Annotated in this window: 16 protein-coding genes; 10 read left to right on the top strand and 6 right to left on the bottom strand. The window is 59.7% G+C overall.

Annotated features, from left to right (window positions below; all coding sequences use genetic code 11):
* Positions 1-17: 17 nt before the first annotated feature.
* The 3 genes from ACJO5Y_RS17610 to ACJO5Y_RS17600 all read left to right on the top strand — a co-directional run bounded on the left by ACJO5Y_RS17610 (position 18) and on the right by ACJO5Y_RS17600 (position 1,462).
* Positions 18-719, top strand: a complete 702-nt coding sequence (locus ACJO5Y_RS17610; RefSeq protein WP_406989042.1) for a lysophospholipid acyltransferase family protein — start codon at positions 18-20, stop codon at positions 717-719.
* A 96-nt stretch (positions 720-815) separates the two neighbouring features.
* Positions 816-1,058, top strand: coding sequence for a GlsB/YeaQ/YmgE family stress response membrane protein (locus ACJO5Y_RS17605; protein WP_213477575.1), 243 nt, complete (start codon positions 816-818; stop codon positions 1,056-1,058).
* A gap of 2 nt (positions 1,059-1,060) precedes the next feature.
* Complete coding sequence (locus tag ACJO5Y_RS17600; protein ID WP_406989041.1) at positions 1,061-1,462, top strand: MAPEG family protein; 402 nt, start codon at positions 1,061-1,063, stop codon at positions 1,460-1,462.
* Positions 1,463-1,522: 60 nt separating this feature from the next.
* Here the strand turns inward: ACJO5Y_RS17600 and ACJO5Y_RS17595 are convergent, their stop codons facing one another.
* Positions 1,523-1,966: an OmpA family protein gene (locus tag ACJO5Y_RS17595; protein WP_406989040.1), complete on the bottom strand. Its 444-nt coding sequence runs from the start codon at positions 1,964-1,966 to the stop codon at positions 1,523-1,525.
* 298 nt (positions 1,967-2,264) lie between these two features.
* Between ACJO5Y_RS17595 and ACJO5Y_RS17590 the strand changes: the two genes are divergently transcribed.
* Complete coding sequence (locus ACJO5Y_RS17590; protein WP_406989039.1) at positions 2,265-3,713, top strand: rhomboid family intramembrane serine protease; 1,449 nt, start codon at positions 2,265-2,267, stop codon at positions 3,711-3,713.
* Positions 3,714-3,833: 120 nt separating this feature from the next.
* On the opposite strand, the gene ACJO5Y_RS17585 is transcribed toward ACJO5Y_RS17590, so the two are convergent.
* Positions 3,834-5,288 (bottom strand): hypothetical protein, encoded by a 1,455-nt coding sequence (locus tag ACJO5Y_RS17585; protein ID WP_406989038.1) that lies wholly within the window; start codon positions 5,286-5,288, stop codon positions 3,834-3,836.
* A gap of 300 nt (positions 5,289-5,588) precedes the next feature.
* On the opposite strand from ACJO5Y_RS17585, the gene acnA reads away from it, so the two are divergent.
* The 4 genes from acnA to ACJO5Y_RS17565 all read left to right on the top strand — a co-directional run bounded on the left by acnA (position 5,589) and on the right by ACJO5Y_RS17565 (position 10,143).
* Positions 5,589-8,345 (top strand): aconitate hydratase AcnA, encoded by a 2,757-nt coding sequence (gene acnA, locus ACJO5Y_RS17580; protein WP_406989036.1) that lies wholly within the window; start codon positions 5,589-5,591, stop codon positions 8,343-8,345.
* 141 nt (positions 8,346-8,486) lie between these two features.
* Positions 8,487-8,813 (top strand): DUF2288 domain-containing protein, encoded by a 327-nt coding sequence (locus ACJO5Y_RS17575; protein WP_406989035.1) that lies wholly within the window; start codon positions 8,487-8,489, stop codon positions 8,811-8,813.
* A gap of 18 nt (positions 8,814-8,831) precedes the next feature.
* Positions 8,832-9,203, top strand: coding sequence for a PA4575 family protein (locus ACJO5Y_RS17570; protein WP_406989034.1), 372 nt, complete (start codon positions 8,832-8,834; stop codon positions 9,201-9,203).
* Between the two features lie 31 nt (positions 9,204-9,234).
* Positions 9,235-10,143, top strand: coding sequence for a LysO family transporter (locus ACJO5Y_RS17565; protein WP_406989033.1), 909 nt, complete (start codon positions 9,235-9,237; stop codon positions 10,141-10,143).
* A gap of 31 nt (positions 10,144-10,174) precedes the next feature.
* Here the strand turns inward: ACJO5Y_RS17565 and ACJO5Y_RS17560 are convergent, their stop codons facing one another.
* The gene (locus ACJO5Y_RS17560; RefSeq protein ID WP_406989032.1) at positions 10,175-10,984 is read right to left on the bottom strand and encodes a TatD family hydrolase; all 810 of its coding nucleotides are present in this window, start codon (positions 10,982-10,984) and stop codon (positions 10,175-10,177) included.
* Positions 10,985-11,145: 161 nt separating this feature from the next.
* Between ACJO5Y_RS17560 and ACJO5Y_RS17555 the strand changes: the two genes are divergently transcribed.
* Together ACJO5Y_RS17555 and ACJO5Y_RS17550 are read left to right on the top strand one after the other, a co-directional pair.
* Entirely contained in the window at positions 11,146-12,417 is a 1,272-nt protein-coding gene (locus ACJO5Y_RS17555; protein WP_406989030.1) for a D-amino acid dehydrogenase, read from the top strand.
* On the top strand, positions 12,414-13,697 hold the full coding sequence (locus ACJO5Y_RS17550) for a methyltransferase (protein ID WP_406989028.1): 1,284 nt from the start codon (positions 12,414-12,416) through the stop codon (positions 13,695-13,697). The genes ACJO5Y_RS17555 and ACJO5Y_RS17550 overlap by 4 nt, the downstream gene beginning before the upstream one ends.
* Here ACJO5Y_RS17550 and ACJO5Y_RS17545 read toward each other — a convergent pair.
* From ACJO5Y_RS17545 to ACJO5Y_RS17535, 3 genes are all read right to left on the bottom strand, one after another.
* Complete coding sequence (locus ACJO5Y_RS17545) at positions 13,654-14,136, bottom strand: DUF4124 domain-containing protein (RefSeq protein ID WP_406989027.1); 483 nt, start codon at positions 14,134-14,136, stop codon at positions 13,654-13,656. The genes ACJO5Y_RS17550 and ACJO5Y_RS17545 overlap by 44 nt on opposite strands.
* A 70-nt stretch (positions 14,137-14,206) precedes the next feature.
* Positions 14,207-15,400, bottom strand: coding sequence for an OmpA family protein (locus tag ACJO5Y_RS17540; protein WP_406989025.1), 1,194 nt, complete (start codon positions 15,398-15,400; stop codon positions 14,207-14,209).
* 153 nt (positions 15,401-15,553) lie between these two features.
* Positions 15,554-17,875 (bottom strand): ATP-dependent helicase, encoded by a 2,322-nt coding sequence (locus tag ACJO5Y_RS17535; protein ID WP_406989024.1) that lies wholly within the window; start codon positions 17,873-17,875, stop codon positions 15,554-15,556.
* Between the last annotated feature and the right edge of the window lie 23 nt (positions 17,876-17,898).

The raw sequence follows: 17,898 nt of genomic DNA, 5'->3' as shown, positions 1-17,898 counted from the left end.
ACGCGGGTTATTGTTCCATGGGTGTCCTGAGAAAAATCCTGGCCTGGTTGAGTGTGCCGGTTATCTGTTTTTTCGCGCTGTTGCTTTATATCGCGCGCCCATTCAATCCGGATAATAACCGGTTGCTGGGCTGGGCCGTTGCCCGGGTGGGGCGGTTTATTCTGGGCATGCAGCGACCGCTGAGCGGGCAGGAGAATATGCCCCGGGATCGGCCGACAGTCGTCATCGCCAACCATCAACACAACGACGACCTGTTCGTGATGGGGGATCTGTTACCGCCCCGCACCGTGACGGTTGGCAAATCGTCCCTGGTCTGGATTCCTTTTTTCGGTCAGGTCTTCTGGCTTGGCGGGAATGTGGTGCTCAATCGCGCCCGTTCCCACAAAGCCATCGCGGTGATGCAGGCGACCAGCGACGCCATCGTACAGGAACACAAGAGCCTGTGGATCTTCCCGGAAGGCACCCGCAGCCGCGGTCGCGGGCTGCAAAAACTCAAGAAAGGCGCCTTCCACGCCGCCGTGGCGTCCGGTGCCCCGATCACCATGGTGTGTGCCAGTCAGTATGAGGATGGCACCCTTGGCTGGTCCGGTCGCCGCGAGCCGGTGTCGATCCGGATTCTTCCTCCCGTTGAAACCTCAGGTCTGACCAGCGAAGACATTCCCGAGCTGATGGCGCGTTGTCACCGCGAGATGGAAGCAGCCATCGCGTCGATGGCCTGACCGCGGCCTGGAGCGGAAGTGCTTGAAGCAGAACAGAAAACAGGGCAGTCTTTCGGAGTCTGAACAATTCGTCCGAAAGGCGGGGAGAAGCGTGTTATGAATCTGATTCTGTTTCTGATTATTGGTGGTGTTGCCGGCTGGCTTGCCGGCCTGATCATGAAGGGCCGCGGCTTTGGCGTTCTGGCCAATATCGGTATTGGTATCGTTGGCTCTTTTCTCGGCGGCTTTGTCTTTCGCCTGCTGGGCCTCGCAGCCCAGGGCGCGGTGGGAGAGCTGGTGACCGCCACGGTCGGTGCGGTGCTGCTTCTGGCCATCGTCAGCGCCATCAAGAAGGCCTGAGCATGATTGTACCTGTTACTGCGGTATTCGCAGCGGTTACTGGCCTGCTGTTGCTGGTGTTGTCGACCTACGTGGTGCGTTTCCGCCTACAGTATAGAAAAGGTATGGGCGTCACCGATGACCGGGATTTTGAAGCGGCTGTGCGCGCCCATGGCAACCTGGTGGAATATGCGCCGCTGGGTTTGCTCATGCTGGCGCTCGCCGAGCTCAATGGGGTGCCCGGGTACCTGGTCTACTGGGCTGGCATGGCGCTCGTTGTCGGGCGTATTCTGCACGCCTGGGGCATGATCAGTGGTCGTGGGGGCACCCACAAAGCCAGGATGGCGGGCATCGCCCTGAACTGGCTGGCCATACTGATGACGGCAGTGCTGTTATTGTGGAATGTGTATCGGGTCTATGGCTGAGGAAAGACTCAGGGTGAATATCACGCCCTGAGCCTCCCGGCTTTCACTTGTGTTAAGTCCTCAGAGCGCCCTGGCCATTTCCTGGGTCAGGTACTCCAGTTCCAGGCGGCGGTTCGCCGCCCGATCCTCCGGTCGCGCGAGGGGGCGTGTACTGCCCCAGCCGCTGACCACAATCTGGGATTCCCTCACACCTTCCTGAACAAGTTGGCGGGCGACCGCGGTGGCCCTGAGTCGGGACAGGAAGCAGTTGTAATCCTCCGCCCCGAAATTGTCTGCGTGACCGTGGATATGAATACGCACGCCAGGCTGCTGGCGCAAATAGGCCGCATGCTGGCGCAAAATCTCCACATCCTGGCTGTCCAGGGCGTGCTTGTTGAAACCATAGTGGAAGCGCATCCGGTGAGGTTTGCGCGGGCTGCTTTCCGTGGTGGCAGACATCATCAGGCCCGCCTCTACAGCGGCTCTTGCCAGCATTTCCGGGTTGTCCAGTATGAGTACGGTCATGTCAGGGTCCTTGTTTCCGGTGTCCGGTTTTTTCTTGTTGTCCCCGGCTACTATTGGCGTAGCCGGGGACAACGGCAATTGGCGAATGGTCGATAACGGGTGTTTCACGCCTTACCGGTTGCCTGGGAGCTGTTCAGCGGCTCCCCTGATTGAATGGCATTTGTGTGAATCTGATGTGACAGCCATCCAATAACGGGGGTTGTGAATTACCCTGACTTCCATTTGAACGCGAAAAACTGGCCTTGCTGTGGTAAAAAGCAGACTTTCAGGGACAAATTATGATGAATTGTGACCGCCTATGCTGATTATTCCTGCCGAGAACGCCGTTAACTGGCGCCGACCGCCCTGGGTAACCCTGGGGCTGATCCTTACCTGCCTGCTTGTTTTCCTGTTCTATCAGGGTGGTGACAGCCGATTGCTGGAAGGAGCCATTGACGAATACCTGGCCTCCGACCTGATCGAGCTTGAAGCGCCGGTCTACGAGGACTACCTGCAACGGGAGATCCGCTTTGAGGGTGAGTCTGAACGGATTCTGGAGTTGCAGGATTTTCAGCAGTTGCAGGAATCCGGTGAAGACATCTGGGTAGCCGTCAGCCTGCTGGTCAACCCCGAGTTCTATCAGTACATGCGGGAAAACCGGGAGCTGCTGTGGGCGCCTGCCGAGAGACAGCAGTGGCTCCAGCAACGCGAGGCCATCCAGACCCGCTATATCGATCGTCTCAGCTCCAATCAACTGGGGCTGGTGCCTTCGGAACTATCGCTGTACACCCTGATCACCTATCAGTTCCTCCACGGTGGCTGGGGCCACATCATTGGTAACCTGGTGTTCCTGTTTCTGCTGGGCTTCACGGTGGAAAAGGCGCTCGGGCCGGGTCGTTATCTGCTGGCGTACCTGTTGTGTGGCGCCCTGTCGGGCCTGGTGTTCACCGCCTTTTCCCTCGGCAGTCCGGTGCCCCTGGTCGGCGCCTCCGGTTCCATTTCGGGGTTGATGGGGATGTATGTGGCCATCTACGGCTTGCAGAAAATCCGCTTTTTCTACTTTATTGGCGTCTATTTCAATTATTTTCGGGCCCCGGCGCTGGCGATTTTGCCGGTCTGGATCGGTAAGGAAATCTATGACTACTGGTTCGCCGGCGCCACCGGGATAGCCTACATGGCCCACGCGGGCGGTCTGATTGGCGGGGCGGCCCTGGTGTGGCTGCTGGGGCGAAGCGTGCTGCAGGTTCGTGAGGCGTTTTTCGAGCCGGAAGAGGAAGAACAAGACGAGCGCTTTACCACGGCCTACGCCCAAGCCATGGGTAGCCTGGGCCGTATGGAGTTCGAAATAGCCCGTCGTCAGTTTGAGGCTTTGCGGGAGCGTTATCCGGAACGCCCCATCCTCTTGGAGCATCTGTATCAACTGGCTAAATTACGACCGGACTTGCCAGAGTACCGGGAACGAACCCGCGAACTGATGAACGAAACCATCAGCCGCCGTCAGCCGGAGCGCCTGGTGGAAATCTGGCAGGAATACCTGGGCAAAGGGGAAGGGTTCGCTCCGCTGGCTGCCGAAGATCACAGCCGGGTGCTGTTTACCAGTTTGCGGCACGATGATCTGAAGGCGGCGGAAAAGGCCTTTGAGCGATTGCGCAGCACCGGCGATGAGTTGCTCACCAGCGAGGCCTGCCGGTTACTGGTGGAAGAATTCGAAAAACGCCAGATGGCGCCGAAAGCCCGTCACTATCGGCAGTTGTTGCCGGCTAACTGAGAGATTTGGGGCCATCGGTTGGGAGTGCTGTCCAAAACCCTGCGGAGCCATGGATGGCGGAGCGGAGCGTACAGGGACGTATTCACAGCGTGTTTTGGACAGCACTCCCAGCCGATGGCCTTACTCCTCAACCAGGAACGACGCCTTCGGGCCCTTCAGTGGCTCCCGTTTTTCTGCCTGTTTGAGATAGGTCGCGACTTGGTCGTGCAGCGGGTGGTTCACGCAGCGTTTCTGGACGTAGTTGAGAAACGCCGTAGCCTTTTCCCACTGGTTCAGGCCGTTGGCCAATGCTTGCGCCACCAGGATGTATGCGGGCGCCAGTTCGTCGCTCTTGGGAAAGCGTTTGTGGAAATCCTGCAGGAGCTTCAGCACAGCCTTGAGGTGGCCGCGCAGGTAAAGCGCCCGCGCGCATTGCACCGCCAGTTCCGGGTCATCCAGGCGGAAGCCGGGTTCCGCTCTTTCCAGGGTTTCCAGCAACCTGGCGATGCCGTCTCCGTCATTGCGGGCGGCCAGCCATCCCAGCAGTCGCGGGTGATAGCGGTACAGCTCGGCGCTGTCGTTGCGGGCGTCCAGTAGCTGGTAGAACTGGCCAAGACGCTGGCTGTTATGGGGATCCTTCTTCAGGGCTTCCTTCAACATGGCGTGAACCCGGTCGTAATTACCGTCCTTGAGGTTCATGTCAATGTCGGCATCCAGGCGGACGCTCCGGTCCTTCTTATGGGAAGGTGTTTCAGCTTCTGTTTCCTGAAAGTCGCTGGCGAAGCCCAGTTCTTCCTGATACTGGAACAGTAGGTAGCCAAGCATGTGGAACAGGATCAGGGTAAAGGTGCTGTTCAGGAAGCCGGCCAAAGGCTGGGAGAACCAGAAGGGAAAGTGGTTGACCGCAAAGTCCTGGGCGGCGCCGGAGGCGAGGGTCAGCAGTATCAGGTAGCCGTAAAGCAGAAAGTAGGGGGTGCCGATACGGGAAATCAGCACCGCCAGGTTCATCGGATTCACCGCCGCGCCCACGGAATGCTCCATGGCCAGCACCATGATGCTGGCGGGCAGGGCGAGAATGACAAATGCCAGCACCAGCATCATCAGTAGCGGCCCGCCTACCATAGCGGCCGCACCCACCAGGCCACCCATCAGGACAAAAACCAGCAACTGCAGGATGACAATGTCGAAACCGCTGCCGGTAAAGGCGACCGCCAGTGGTGGGGGCTTCATGTGGCCTTCGGCGGTGTGGTTGATGACAGCATAGGTATATTTCAGCAGCGCCACGGCCAGCAGCAGGGTGATGATGATCCCCACGATGTTGGGTGTGGTCAGCAATGGCACCAGGGTGCAGATGGCGATGACCAGCAAGGGGTCGGTGTGGAACGGGTAACGGAAAAACGCACCGAGCCGGTTCCAGAACGGTACCGCCTCGGTTGCGGCGCCGAGGTAGCGCATGACGCGGCTGCAGTGTGGGCAAAGGGCGTGGCGTTTGCGGCTATCGGCGTCGGGCATGCAGCGGCTACAGTAATGAATCTGACACTCACCGCAGTGCCACTTGGCGGGGTCGCCCGGGTGGTAATGACAATCGTGTTTCACAATCAACCTGGTTCTGGTCCATCAGAGAATCGGGGCTTAATAATGACAGAAGCCTGGCCTTCGCCACAATGGAACGGGTCGACAATTGTATGCTGGCGGCCCCGGCGCATTCACCGGAGTGATCCCGAACATTCATGCAACAGAGGTTGAAGTCTCGCCAATCGCTGCAATAGTTATAGGTGACTTCTCATGCGGGCGCCTTTACCCCAATCTATTCCAGACCAGTTGGAGTACATTGGGGTAAAGGCGCTTGTATAGCCTTCCGGAATGCTCGGATAACGACGAAAAAGGAGGCATCTCATGTCGACTGACAGTCCTGGTAAAGACAGCCTGAATACCTTTTCCAGCCTCAAGGCTGGTGGTAAAACCTTCCATTATTACAGCCTGCCCAAGGCAGCGGAGACGCTAGGGGATCTCAACCGTTTACCTTTCTCCCTGAAAGTATTGCTGGAGAACCTGCTGCGCAACGAAGACGACACCACGGTGGATCGCAGTCACATCGACGCCATGGTGCAGTGGATGAAAGAGCGCAAATCCGACACCGAGATCCAGTTCCGTCCCGCACGGGTGCTGATGCAGGACTTTACCGGCGTCCCGGGGGTGGTGGATCTCGCTGCCATGCGTGAGGCGGTGAAAGTGGCGGGTAAGGACCCGGCGATGATCAATCCACTGTCGCCGGTGGATCTGGTCATCGACCACTCGGTGATGGTGGACAACTTTGGTGATGCGTCGTCATTCAAGGACAACGTCACCATTGAGATGGAACGTAATCAGGAGCGGTACGAGTTCCTGCGCTGGGGCCAGCAGGCCTTCGACAATTTCCGCGTGGTCCCCCCGGGTACCGGCATCTGCCACCAGGTGAACCTGGAGTACCTGGGCAAGACCGTGTGGCAGAAAGAACAGAATGGTAAGCACATTGCCTATCCGGACACCCTGGTGGGTACCGACTCCCACACCACCATGATCAACGGCCTGGGGATTCTTGGCTGGGGTGTCGGGGGTATTGAAGCCGAAGCCGCGATGCTGGGGCAGCCGGTGTCCATGCTAATTCCGGAAGTGGTGGGCTTCAAGGTCACCGGTAAGTTGCGGGAAGGCATCACCGCCACTGACCTGGTGCTGACGGTCACCGAAATGCTGCGCAAGAAGGGCGTCGTCGGCAAGTTCGTCGAGTTCTACGGCGATGGCCTGAAGGACATGCCCGTGGCGGATCGGGCCACGATTGCAAATATGGCGCCGGAGTACGGTGCCACCTGTGGTTTCTTCCCCGTGGACGAGCAGACCATCAAGTACATGCGTCTGACGGGCCGGGAGGAAGAGCAGCTCGAACTTGTGGAAGCCTACGCCAAGGCGCAGGGGCTTTGGCGCGAGCCGGGCCATGAGCCGGTTTATACGGATAAGCTGGAACTGGACATGGGCGAAGTCGAGGCCAGCCTTGCGGGTCCCAAACGGCCCCAGGACCGGGTTGCTCTCAAGAACATGAAGGCGTCTTTCGAGTTGTTGATGGATACCGGGGAGGGGACCGGGAGCCGCGAAGCCAACCTCGAATCCGAAGGCGGCCAGACCGCAGTCGGTGTCGAAGACAGCTACGAACACCACGCCAGTCAGCCGCTGGAGATGAACGGCGAGAAAAGCCGGCTGGACCCGGGGGCCGTGGTCATTGCTGCCATTACCTCCTGCACCAACACCTCCAACCCCAGCGTGATGATGGCCGCCGGCCTGATGGCCCAGAAAGCGGTGGCCAAGGGGCTGCAAACCAAGCCCTGGGTGAAGACCTCCCTGGCACCGGGTTCCAAGGTGGTGACCGATTACCTGAGAGTGGGCGGTTTCCAGGACGATCTGGACAAACTGGGCTTCAACCTGGTGGGTTATGGCTGCACGACCTGTATCGGCAACTCCGGCCCGCTGCCGGAGGCGGTTGAGAAAGCGATTAACGAGGGCGACCTGACGGTGGCCTCGGTGCTTTCAGGTAACCGTAACTTTGAAGGTCGGGTGCATCCGCTGGTGAAAACCAACTGGCTGGCTTCACCGCCGCTGGTGGTGGCCTATGCCCTTGCGGGTAATGTCCGTCTGGACCTGTTCAATGATCCCCTGGGTACCGACAAGGACGGTAACCCGGTGTACCTGAAAGACCTGTGGCCCAGCCAGCAGGAAATCGCCGAAGCGGTTGAGAAAGTGAAAACCGACATGTTCCGCAAGGAATACGCGGAGGTCTTTGACGGTGACGACACCTGGAAAGCCATCAAGTTTCCGGAGAGCAAGGTGTATGAGTGGTCCGACACGTCCACCTACATCCAGCACCCGCCGTTCTTTGAGGGCATGGGCCCGGAGCCCGATCCCATTGAGGACATAAAGGAGGCCAATATCCTGGCCCTGCTGGGGGATTCGGTGACGACCGACCATATCTCCCCGGCCGGTTCTTTCAAGCCGGATACACCGGCTGGCAAGTACCTGCAGGAGCACGGGGTTGAGCCCCATGATTTCAACTCCTACGGCTCCCGTCGGGGTAACCATCAGGTCATGATGCGCGGCACCTTTGCCAACGTCCGCATCAGGAATGAGATGCTCGACGGCGTGGAAGGCGGGTACACCAAATTTGTTCCGACCGGCGAACAAATGGCCATCTACGATGCCGCCATGAAGTACCAGGAGCAGGGCACACCGCTGGTGGTCATCGCCGGCAAGGAATACGGCACCGGCTCCAGCCGTGACTGGGCGGCCAAAGGCACTCGCCTGCTGGGCGTGAAGGCCGTGGTGGCCGAATCCTATGAACGGATTCACCGTTCCAACCTGATCGGGATGGGCGTCATGCCGCTGCAGTTCCCGGAAGGCGTGGATCGCAAGAGCCTGAAGCTGACGGGGGAGGAAACCATCAGCATTGAAGGTCTGTCCGGTGACATCAATCCGGGTCAGAGCCTGAAAATGACGGTGAAATACAAAGATGGGTCAACCGAAAGCTGTGACCTGAAATCCCGGATCGATACGGCGAACGAAGCGGTCTACTACAAACACGGCGGTATCCTGCACTATGTGGTGCGAGAGATGCTGAAGTCCGCCTGACAGGCACACGGCCACCACTGCGCTTGAGGTGTGGTGGCCGTTGTTTTCCTTTCATTTACCTGCCGGGAGCAGATGTCTCGAATCAGGATTTCAGGTAAGCTGGAAACAATACAGAAAGTCTGAAGTTGCCGAGGCCTCGCCATGTCATCTACCCCGTCCCGGGACGAACTGCTTGCCAAACTGAACCTGGAAACCTCCCTGATAAACTGGCATGACCTGCAGACCTACTATGCCCGTGGTCATGTGGTCCGTGTCGCGTCCGACCTTGATTTGCTGGATGTTGCCGCGGAGCTTGCCGCCGACAACAAGGAACGTTTTGAACAATGGATGAGCGAAGAGCGGATCGGCGATGTGCCGCCGGACATGGCCCGGGCCTGGTATGACCGCAACGCCGAGTTATGGGCGGTGGTCGTCGCGCCTTGGGTACTGGTGCAGGATCAGGACCAGTCCAGCCATGCGCTCCACTGACCGGAGCGGGTGGACACGGTGAAGCTTCACTACTTTCATGGTCGCGGGCCCCTGCGGGCGTTGGTGATGGTCCGTGACGGGCGGCGGGTAGAGCTGTTTATAAAGCCTGTGGGTGAGGACATCTGGGCACTGGTTGCCCTGAGTGGCGCCCAGTCCGGCCAGCCGGAAAAACACCGTTGTCAGGGCCCATATCACAGTATTGGCCAGGCCGAAGCCGTGCTTCGTGCGGTTGCCGGTGCACTGCTGGAAAGTGATTATCAACCGCGGCCGGAGGATCATGTGGTCTGGTCGGTTCCGGCCCAGCGCCTGGCCCGCACCATTCGCACAGACAGGACTGCCAGTGACGGCAGCTGCCTGTTTGATCCCGACCAGTACGAACCCATCGGCTGAATCTCTCCATTTCTTCTGTTTCGAGGACGTCATGCTAACCGGCGCATTGCTGATTCTTGCCCCGTTGTTTCTGGGCTTTGCCCTGGCCCTGGAAAACCGCCGGTTAATGACCGCGATTCACTACACCGTGGAAGGTCTGGTGTATTTCATCCTCGCGCTGCTGGGGCTTGGCCTGGGACAAATGGAGGGGCTTGGCCAGCAATTGGGTAACATGGCGGTCCAGGTGGCTGCCTTGGTGACGGTGCTGTTGCTGGCGAACATGGCGGGGCTGTGGCTCTTCCATCGCTGGCAGCCGATGGACGTGGTCACCGACGGAGACTCGCCCCGCCCGGGCTATCAGCGCCTGTTCCTGGCTGGCCTCAAGCCCCTGGCTGCCGTTGCCGTGGGTGTGCTGGCCGGCTATTTTTTGTTGCCTGACCTGCCGATGGCAGAAGACCTGGCGACCTGGTCGCTGATGTTGCTGTTGTTCCTGATCGGACTGCAGTTGCGCAATGCCGGGTTGTCGCTGCGTAAGTTACTGATGAACAGACAGGGTCTGGGTATCGCCCTCGCCATGGGTGGCAGCTCTTTGTTGGCGGGGTTGGCACTGGCGCCCTGGATGGATCTTGCCTGGCATGAGTCCCTGGCGCTGGCTTCCGGCTTTGGCTGGTATTCGCTGTCGGGCATTGTGGTTGGCGATGCCCTGGGCCCGGCCTGGGGTGGTGTGGCGTTCCTCAACGACGTGATCCGGGAAATCATCGCCCTGGCCATTATTCCGCTGCTAATTGTCCGGCGTCCCGCCATGGCGATTGGCTACGGTGGCGCCACCGCCATGGATTTCACGCTTCCGGTCATACGCAGCAGCGGCGGGCTGACCTGCGTACCGGTGGCGATTGCCTCCGGTTTTGTGTTGTCGTTCCTGTCCCCGGTACTGATGGGGGTGTTCCTCTCCCTGGGCTGATTTTACTCAGGGAGGGTTTGACACACCGGCATCAGTGCCCGGGGAAGAACGTCCTCAGGCTGTTTTGATAGGTGTGGGCAAGTACCTCCGAAAGCGGCAAATCCTTCACTTCGGCGATTTTCTCCGCCACAAACGGGAGGTAAAACGGTGCATTCTCCCGTCCGCGATAGGGCACCGGCGTCAGGAACGGCGCATCGGTTTCCAGCAGGATCTGCTCAATGGGTGCCATACGTACGATGTCCCGCACATTTTCCGCTTTGTTGAAGGTGGTGATGCCATTGAATCCCAGGCACCAGCCCTGGTCCAGGGCGTACCGGGCGAGCCCCGGCCCAGAGGTGAAGCTGTGAATGACGCCGCGACGGGTCAGGGTGTCCTCGAACTCGCCCAGGATGGCAATGGTGTCTTCGTCCGCTTCCCGGCTATGGATGACCACCGGCCTGTCCGTATTACAGGCGATCTGGAGTTGGCGGCGGAACACCTGCCGCTGAACCTCTCGATCCGCGTTGTCATAGAAGTAATCCAGCCCGATTTCCCCTACGGCAATGATTTTTTCGTCACCGGCATGGGTCCGGATTTCGGCTTCCGCCGCATCGGAGTAGCTTTCTGCATCATGGGGGTGAATGCCTTGTGTGCCATAGACCCAGGGGGCAACCTGACTGAGCTCACGGACCCGGGCAAGGTTGTCCGGTGACACTGCAATGGTGATCATTTTCTCAATGTTGACCTGCCGGGCCTGCTCCAGGGTTTCCTCCAGGGGACGGTCCTTGAGGTAATCCAGGTGGCAGTGGGTCTCAATGATCGGATGATCAAATACGGGAATCTCGCGACGTTTCTTACTCATTGCCAGCTACTACACTCCATCGCAACCAGGAATTTGGCTGCTATTCTGAAAGTTTGGTCGAACAAGTTTAACAGCTTGTACGATTGTTGACCTGTATAGCATTGATAGGAAACTGCAGGGCGCCCTGGAACAGGGCTCCAAGTTAATGAAACGGAGAGCGCATGCATATTGTCGTCGTCGGTGGCGGTGTGGTGGGTATGACCACGGCTTATGAGCTGAATCGCAGAGGCCACCAGGTCACGGTGCTGGAGCGCCACGGGGTAGCGGGAAACGAAACCAGCAAGGGCAATGCGGCCCAGCGCTCCTACGGGGTGGTCTACCCCTGGGCCGATCCGGCGATGGTGTTCAAGGCGCTGCCCTGGCTGTTCAAGCAGGACGGCCCCCTGAAGTTGCGGGTACCGCCTTCGGTGGAAACCCTCCGGTTCATGTTTGCCACCCTGCGTTATGCCTGGTCCCCGGGTCTGTTCGGTCTGAACCGGCGTGCGATGTTACGGCTGGGTATGCACAGCCGGGAGCGCTTTCTGACCCTCGAGAAAGAGCTGGACCTGGCGTTCGATGGCGCCCACCAGGGCTTGCTCCATCTGGCCAGCACGCCGGAAGCACTGGAAGGCTACCGCGCCACCCACGAACTGCTGAATGAGTTGGGGATCCCCTCTCGTCTGCTGACGCCGGAGCAGGTCCGGGATGCAGAGCCGGGCATGGTGGGCGACGGTCCGCTATACGGCGCACTGCGCTACGACACCGACGGCACCGGTGACTGCCACCTGTTCTCCCGGGAACTGGCAAAAGCCTGTGAGGCAGATGGTGTGACGATCCGCTATAACGTTGAAGCAGAGGCACTGATTGCCGATGACCACCGGGTAAATGCCATTACCCTGCGAACCGACGGTGGCGCTCTGGAATCCCTGGAAGCTGACGCCTTCGTGATCAGTGCCGGCTGCTGGTCAAGCCACCTGGTGAAGCCGTTGGGGCTCGAACTGCCGATCTATCCGGTCAAGGGCTATAGCCTTACGGTACCCTTGAAAGACCTGGACTGTGCCCCGGTTTCCACCATCCATGATGACAACTTCAAAGTCGTCTCCACCCGCCTGGGCAACCGCCTGCGCGCCACCGGATTCGTGGAACTGGCCGACTTCAATCGCGACATCCCCGAGGCAAGGCTGGCGACGATCCGCAAATCCGTGGAATCCAGATTCCCGGGCTGCGCCGATCTCGACGCCGCCGAGAGCTGGACCGGCTTCCGCCCCATGACCCCGGACGGCCCCGCCATCATCGGCCGCGGTCCCAGAGACAACCTGTACCTCAACACCGGCCATGGCACCTTCGGCTGGACCCTGTCGGCTGGCAGCGCGGATGTGATTGCTCAGGTGATTGAGGGAGAGGAACCAGCGGTTTGTCTGGATGCTTTCAGGCCCGGACGATTCAGGGAATGATTCGACAAGCCAGTGCCTCGGTGGCGAATTTACACGACCCGGCAGAAAGTGTGTACAGCCGGTGGCAGCGACTCAACCAGTGGTTGTCAGCGCACCAGATACTGTGGCGGCCGGCGCCGTATACGGATCCCCGACCGGCCTGGACGGTGCAACACCGTGACCTTGTCTGTGACATCGAGGGACTCAGTGACAGTGCCTGTGAAGCCTTCGACGACTCCCCCGAACAGCTGGCGGAGCGGCTGGCGAGATTCCTGCCATCCCTCGGCGAAAGACAATCGCTGGTGGCACTGCCCGACATGAGGGATCAACAGGAAACCGTTGCGGCGAGCACTCTGCCGGAAACCCGCGCCACCGATATGCCGGGGCGCAAGCGCCTGCAGGCCGGTGCATTCGCTGCCGCAGTCTCACCCCTGACAGAGTCCGTCGTGGACTGGTGTTGCGGCAAGGGGCATCTGGCCCGCACACTCGCGGCACAGTGCCCCACACCGGTTACAGGGTGGGAGTGGGATGGTGCATTGGTGGCCGATGGCAATCGCCTGGCCCGCCACTTCAATGACGACGTTACCCTGCTCCGGCAGGATGTCATGGCCCCGGATCTCACCCTGTCTGAGGGGGTTCACGGCGTGGCGCTTCACGCCTGTGGGGACCTGCATCGCAGGCTGATTCGCAAGGTTTGCGAGGGCGGCGCGGCCAGGGTGAGTTTTTCACCTTGTTGCTATCACCTGACCGCCACGGCGAACTACCGGCCGCTGGCGGAGCGGGTCAACGGCTGCAAGGATACGCTGTCGCTGAGCCGCAGTGAATTGAGGCTGGCGGTTAGGGAAACGGTCACGGCGCCGGCCCGGGTAAGGGCGGAAAGGTCGCGCATCAGAAGCTGGCGCCTGGGCTTTGATGGCTTGCAGCGCGCCCTGCGCGGGATCGATGATTACCTGCCAGTGCCTTCCCATCCGGCGCGGCTGGCGGGTGAGGATTTCGAGACATTCTGTCGCTGGGCTGCGGAAAAGAAAGGGCTGGCATTGCCGGCTGGAACCGACTTTCACTATTGGCAGAGCGTTGGTGAGCAGCGATTAGCGCAGGTGCGTCGCCACGAACTGGTGCGCCACCTGTTTCGCCGGCCACTGGAACTCTGGATGGTGCTGGATTATGTGCTGTTTCTGGAAGAGCAGGGATACCAGACCAGGCTCGGCACCTTCTGTGACCGTGCGCTGACGCCCCGCAATATTCTGGTCGATGCCGTCAGGGCTTGCGGTAGTCCACCCGTTCCACGCAGCCGTCCTTGAAGTACACGTAGGTCAACTCGTACAGCGCACCGTAGTATTTGGTGTGGTACACCCAGGTTTCCTGGGGTGTCGGGTAGGTTTCGGGCGGGCGTCCAAAGGCCCTCAGAACATGATCCTTGGTCATTCCTTTCACCACCTGGTTGCGGGTCAGGTAGGTGCGCAGATCGGTCGAGTTGATGAAACGGCAGGTGTCTTCACTCTCCTGGCGGGCAGGCTGTCTGTCCTCTTCGTCGGTTTCTGTCGGGTCCGATGGCTTCGGCAGGTTATCGCCAAAATTGCCGCCAATGCGATTGTCCCGAATGGTGACGGTTTCGGAGTCCTCTCCGCAGGGCTGATCCGAGAAGCTGGTGCCGGTGTCGGTCTCACAACGGTAAACCTGCGCCTGGGCGGCGATGGGCAAGGTCATCAACACCAGCAGCAGTGACATCAGACGGACCATGACATTCTCCCGATAGAGACAGAAAAGGCGCCCGAAGGCGCCTTTTCTTGGAGGATAGCCTATCGGTTAATCAGCGGCTAACCTGGATGCGGGCCTCAACCCGACGGTTCTGGGCGCGGCCTGCCGGCGTGTCGTTGCTGGCAATCGGCTCTGCCTCACCGTACCCGGTGGCACTGACGCGGTCTTCATCCACACCCAGTGACTGGGTCAGACGCTCGGCAACCGCCTCGGCACGACGCTGGGACAGGTCGCGGTTGTACGCTGCATCACCAGTGCTGTCGGAGTGACCGGCAATTTCCACGGAAGTTTCCGGATACTCGGCCATGAAATCGGCGACCTTGCGGATTTCCGAATCGTAGGTGTTGTCGATCACCGAGCTGTTGTTGGGGAACTGAACGCGAAGCTCAATGGTTTCCACGGTTTCAGTCACACCCTCGCAACCGGTTGAATCAACCTCGGCGCCGGCTGTGGTGCCCGGGCACTGGTCTTTGCTGTCAACCACGCCATCGTTGTCGCTGTCCAGTTCGCAGCCCTTGCTGTTGACGCTGGCACCTACCGGAGTGTTCGGACACTCGTCGCGGCTGTCAACCACGCCATCGATGTCGCCGTCACGCTCGCATCCAGCGCTGTCCACCGTGGCACCTGGAGGTGTGCCGGGGCACTGGTCACGATTATCCGCTACGCCATCGTTATCGGCGTCCGCCGGCTTCGGATCCGACGTGGTGCGGTGGAAGGCCAGGCTCAGGCCCAGGGATACCTGGGTATCGAATGTGCTCTCGTCGATGCCATGGAATTCGCGCAGGTCACCGCGAATGGACACCAGATCGCTGACGTTATAACGAACGCCTGCGCCCACGTTGACGCGGGTCTCGTCGTGGTCGGAACCGGCTGTCTGCACTGCGAGCACGTCATCACCGAAATCGGCGTGGCCGGCACCCAGAGAAACATACGGGTTCCAGGCTTCATCCTGACCGGCAAAGTAGTAAGTGCCGTCGAGACGGATTTCGTCGAAGTCGGAAGAGCCGGGGCGGTATTTACGATCGGCATCGGCACGGGAGTAAACCGCTTCGACCGCCCAGTTCGGAAGGAACCGGTACTCTACGCCCACACCAAAGGTGCCGGTTTCACTCAGGTCGCGCTTGTCATCAAACAGCTGGTAAGCGGCGAACGGGTTGAGATAGAGAGATTGCTGATCGTCGGCCAGAGCCGGAGTTGCAAGGGATGCAGCCAGGGTGGCCACGGCAAGTGGGCGCATGATGTTCATGCAGAACCTCCTGTTCAGTTATCGTTAACAGCGACTTGTGAGAGTTGCTTCGAGTATTCCTGACGTTGAATTTACGTGACAGGTTTCAAAAAAACAAAGAAAGTTACATGAACGTCATTGTACGCATGACTTGCCACAAACGGATCTGGCTGATCAGGCCACGACGGTGAAGTACAGATGCGCGCTTTTTTTGCTGAAGTTCAGGGTTTCGCCAGAATCGAAGCGTACTTCAAACGCGCTGTCGTCTTCCGAGATAACCGCCCCCTCACCGAATATCGCGTGGCTCAGCCGGTCCCGGGCCCATAGCGGCGCGCCACTGGCTTTGGGATCCTGCTGCGTCCCTTCGAGTGTCACCGCTTCGCGGTCCGCATAACGATTGGCAACCGGCGTCAGCGGTGAGTTCGCCTGGAAGGCTTCGGTGTCATCGTCAGACCGCTGGTCAAGCCAGGCGCCAAACTCTGCGGACAACGGGAAGCACAGCTCATTGATGAACCGGCTGGGGCCCAGGTCGCCATCCAGATGGGGTTGGGTGCTGGCGGGGCGGGTGATCAGGTGCAGCTGTTCCCGTGTCCGGGTCATGGCCACGTACAGCAGTCTCCGTTCGCTCTCCATAAAAGCGCGGGGATCATCTTCGGCCCGGGGGCTGTAGGGCAGATACTTTTCCTGGAGTCCGGGGAGGATGACAGTTGGCCACTCCAGCCCCTTGGTGCGATGGATGGTGGATAGCAGTACCCCATGGCTGGTGGTCTCGCTGGCCTGTTTTTTCAGGGCCTTGAGGTGTTGCAGGGCACCGGCGGCATCTACGTCGAGGCCTTTCAGGTAGTCGCGGAAACCGTGGATGGTATCGATACGCTCATCCGCGGCTTCGTGGGTCAGTGCCAGGCTGCGGATGCCCTCGTACAGATCGGTGTGTTCGGCGTAGACCGCAATCGCGTTGGATACGGGGCCTCGATAACCCTGTAACCGGGCCAGAACTTCGCCCAGTTTCCGCAGCTTTTTTGCCGCCATGGGTGCCAGCGCGTTGAAATCCAGCGCCAGCAGCCGTTCATGCCAGCCGTTGTCGAAACCGGACAGAAAGCTGGCGAGTTGCTCCAGTTCCGGCTCCTTCAGACCAACATGGGGAAAGCGCAGGAGTTGCCGCGCCACGGTCAGGCGATCCTCCGGCGGCAGCTTTTCCAGCTTTCCGGCAATGACCGTCAGCAATGCGCCAACCGCCTGAATTTCACGGCTGAACAGGGCGCCCTTGCCAGCGTCGATACGGTAAGGGATCTGCCTGGCCAACAGTTTCAGCTCAATGGGTACGCTCTGGCTCCAGACCCGGAACAGAATGGCGGTGTCTGCCCGCTGCTCGGCAGCCTGTTGCTGGAGGATTTCCAATACGGTGTCGCTGTCAGTGGCGGACTCGTGCAGGGCGATACCGGTGTCCGGCGTGGAGGGGTGAGAGTGGCAGAGCACGTCCTTGCGACCGGTGTTGTGGCAGATCAGGTGGTTGGCCAGCAGGGCGACCTGATGGCCGTAACGGAAGCTGTAGCTCAGGGTTTGTTCCAGCGGGCTTTCGAACTCATCACTGAACCGCTTGAGAATGAACTCCGGGCTGGCGCCGCGAAATTCGTAGATGGTCTGGTCCGGATCCCCGACCACGGTGACGCGGGCCCGTTCGCAGGCGACGTAACGCAGCAGCAGGTGCTGGATTTCGTTGGTGTCCTGATATTCGTCCACGAGGATCAGGTCCATCTTGTTGCCGACCAGGCGTTGCAACGGCGGGTTCTGGTGAATCGCCATCACCGGTTCATACAGCATGTCAGCGTAACTGATGCGGCTCTGGCCTTTGCGCCACTGCTCAAAGCTGTGGAACAAGTCGATCAGGTAGCGATGCTTGTCGGAATACCCCAGTTCCTCGAAGACCACGTCCACCGGCGACAGGGTGGTTTTCACCAGATCAATGAAGCTGGTGGCGGTTTCCACAAAGTCTTTCTTGTTGCGGCGGATGTCATCGGCCAGGTCTTCCGGTGCCAGTCGCCGGGTCAGTTGCCAGGCCTGATAGCTGATTTCCTGCTCGCTCAGAATCTTGTCGGAGAATCCCGGCAGATAGCCCTCTCGCACGAAGCGTTTGTACAGGCGCAGGCCCATGGCGTGATAGGTGCGGACTTCTGGCGTTGCCAGCCCACTTTGACTGCACACCGCCTGCAGCTTACGCTCAAAGTCTGTCCGGGCGCTGCGATTGAACATCAGTACCAGCATGCGCTCGGGGGCATGGCCCTGCTGCAGGAGATAGCGGATGCGCCAGGCCAGTGTGGATGTCTTGCCGCTGCCGGCCACGGCGGTAATCACCGAATGCTCGTAGCCGGCGGTGATGATCGCCTGCTGCTCATCGGTAAGGTAATCCGGCAGTTCGGTGGTATCGGCTGTTTGGGGTTGGGTTTGCATGGGCGGTATTGTAGCGGGCGACTGGTAGTGCGGATACCGGTCCGACATAATTGCCCGCTTACTCCCAAACC

Source organism: Marinobacter alkalisoli, assembly GCF_045449855.1.
GTDB lineage: Bacteria > Pseudomonadota > Gammaproteobacteria > Pseudomonadales > Oleiphilaceae > Marinobacter.
Note: the sequence above shows the minus strand (reverse complement) of the source record. Positions and strands in the feature narration are given on the sequence as shown.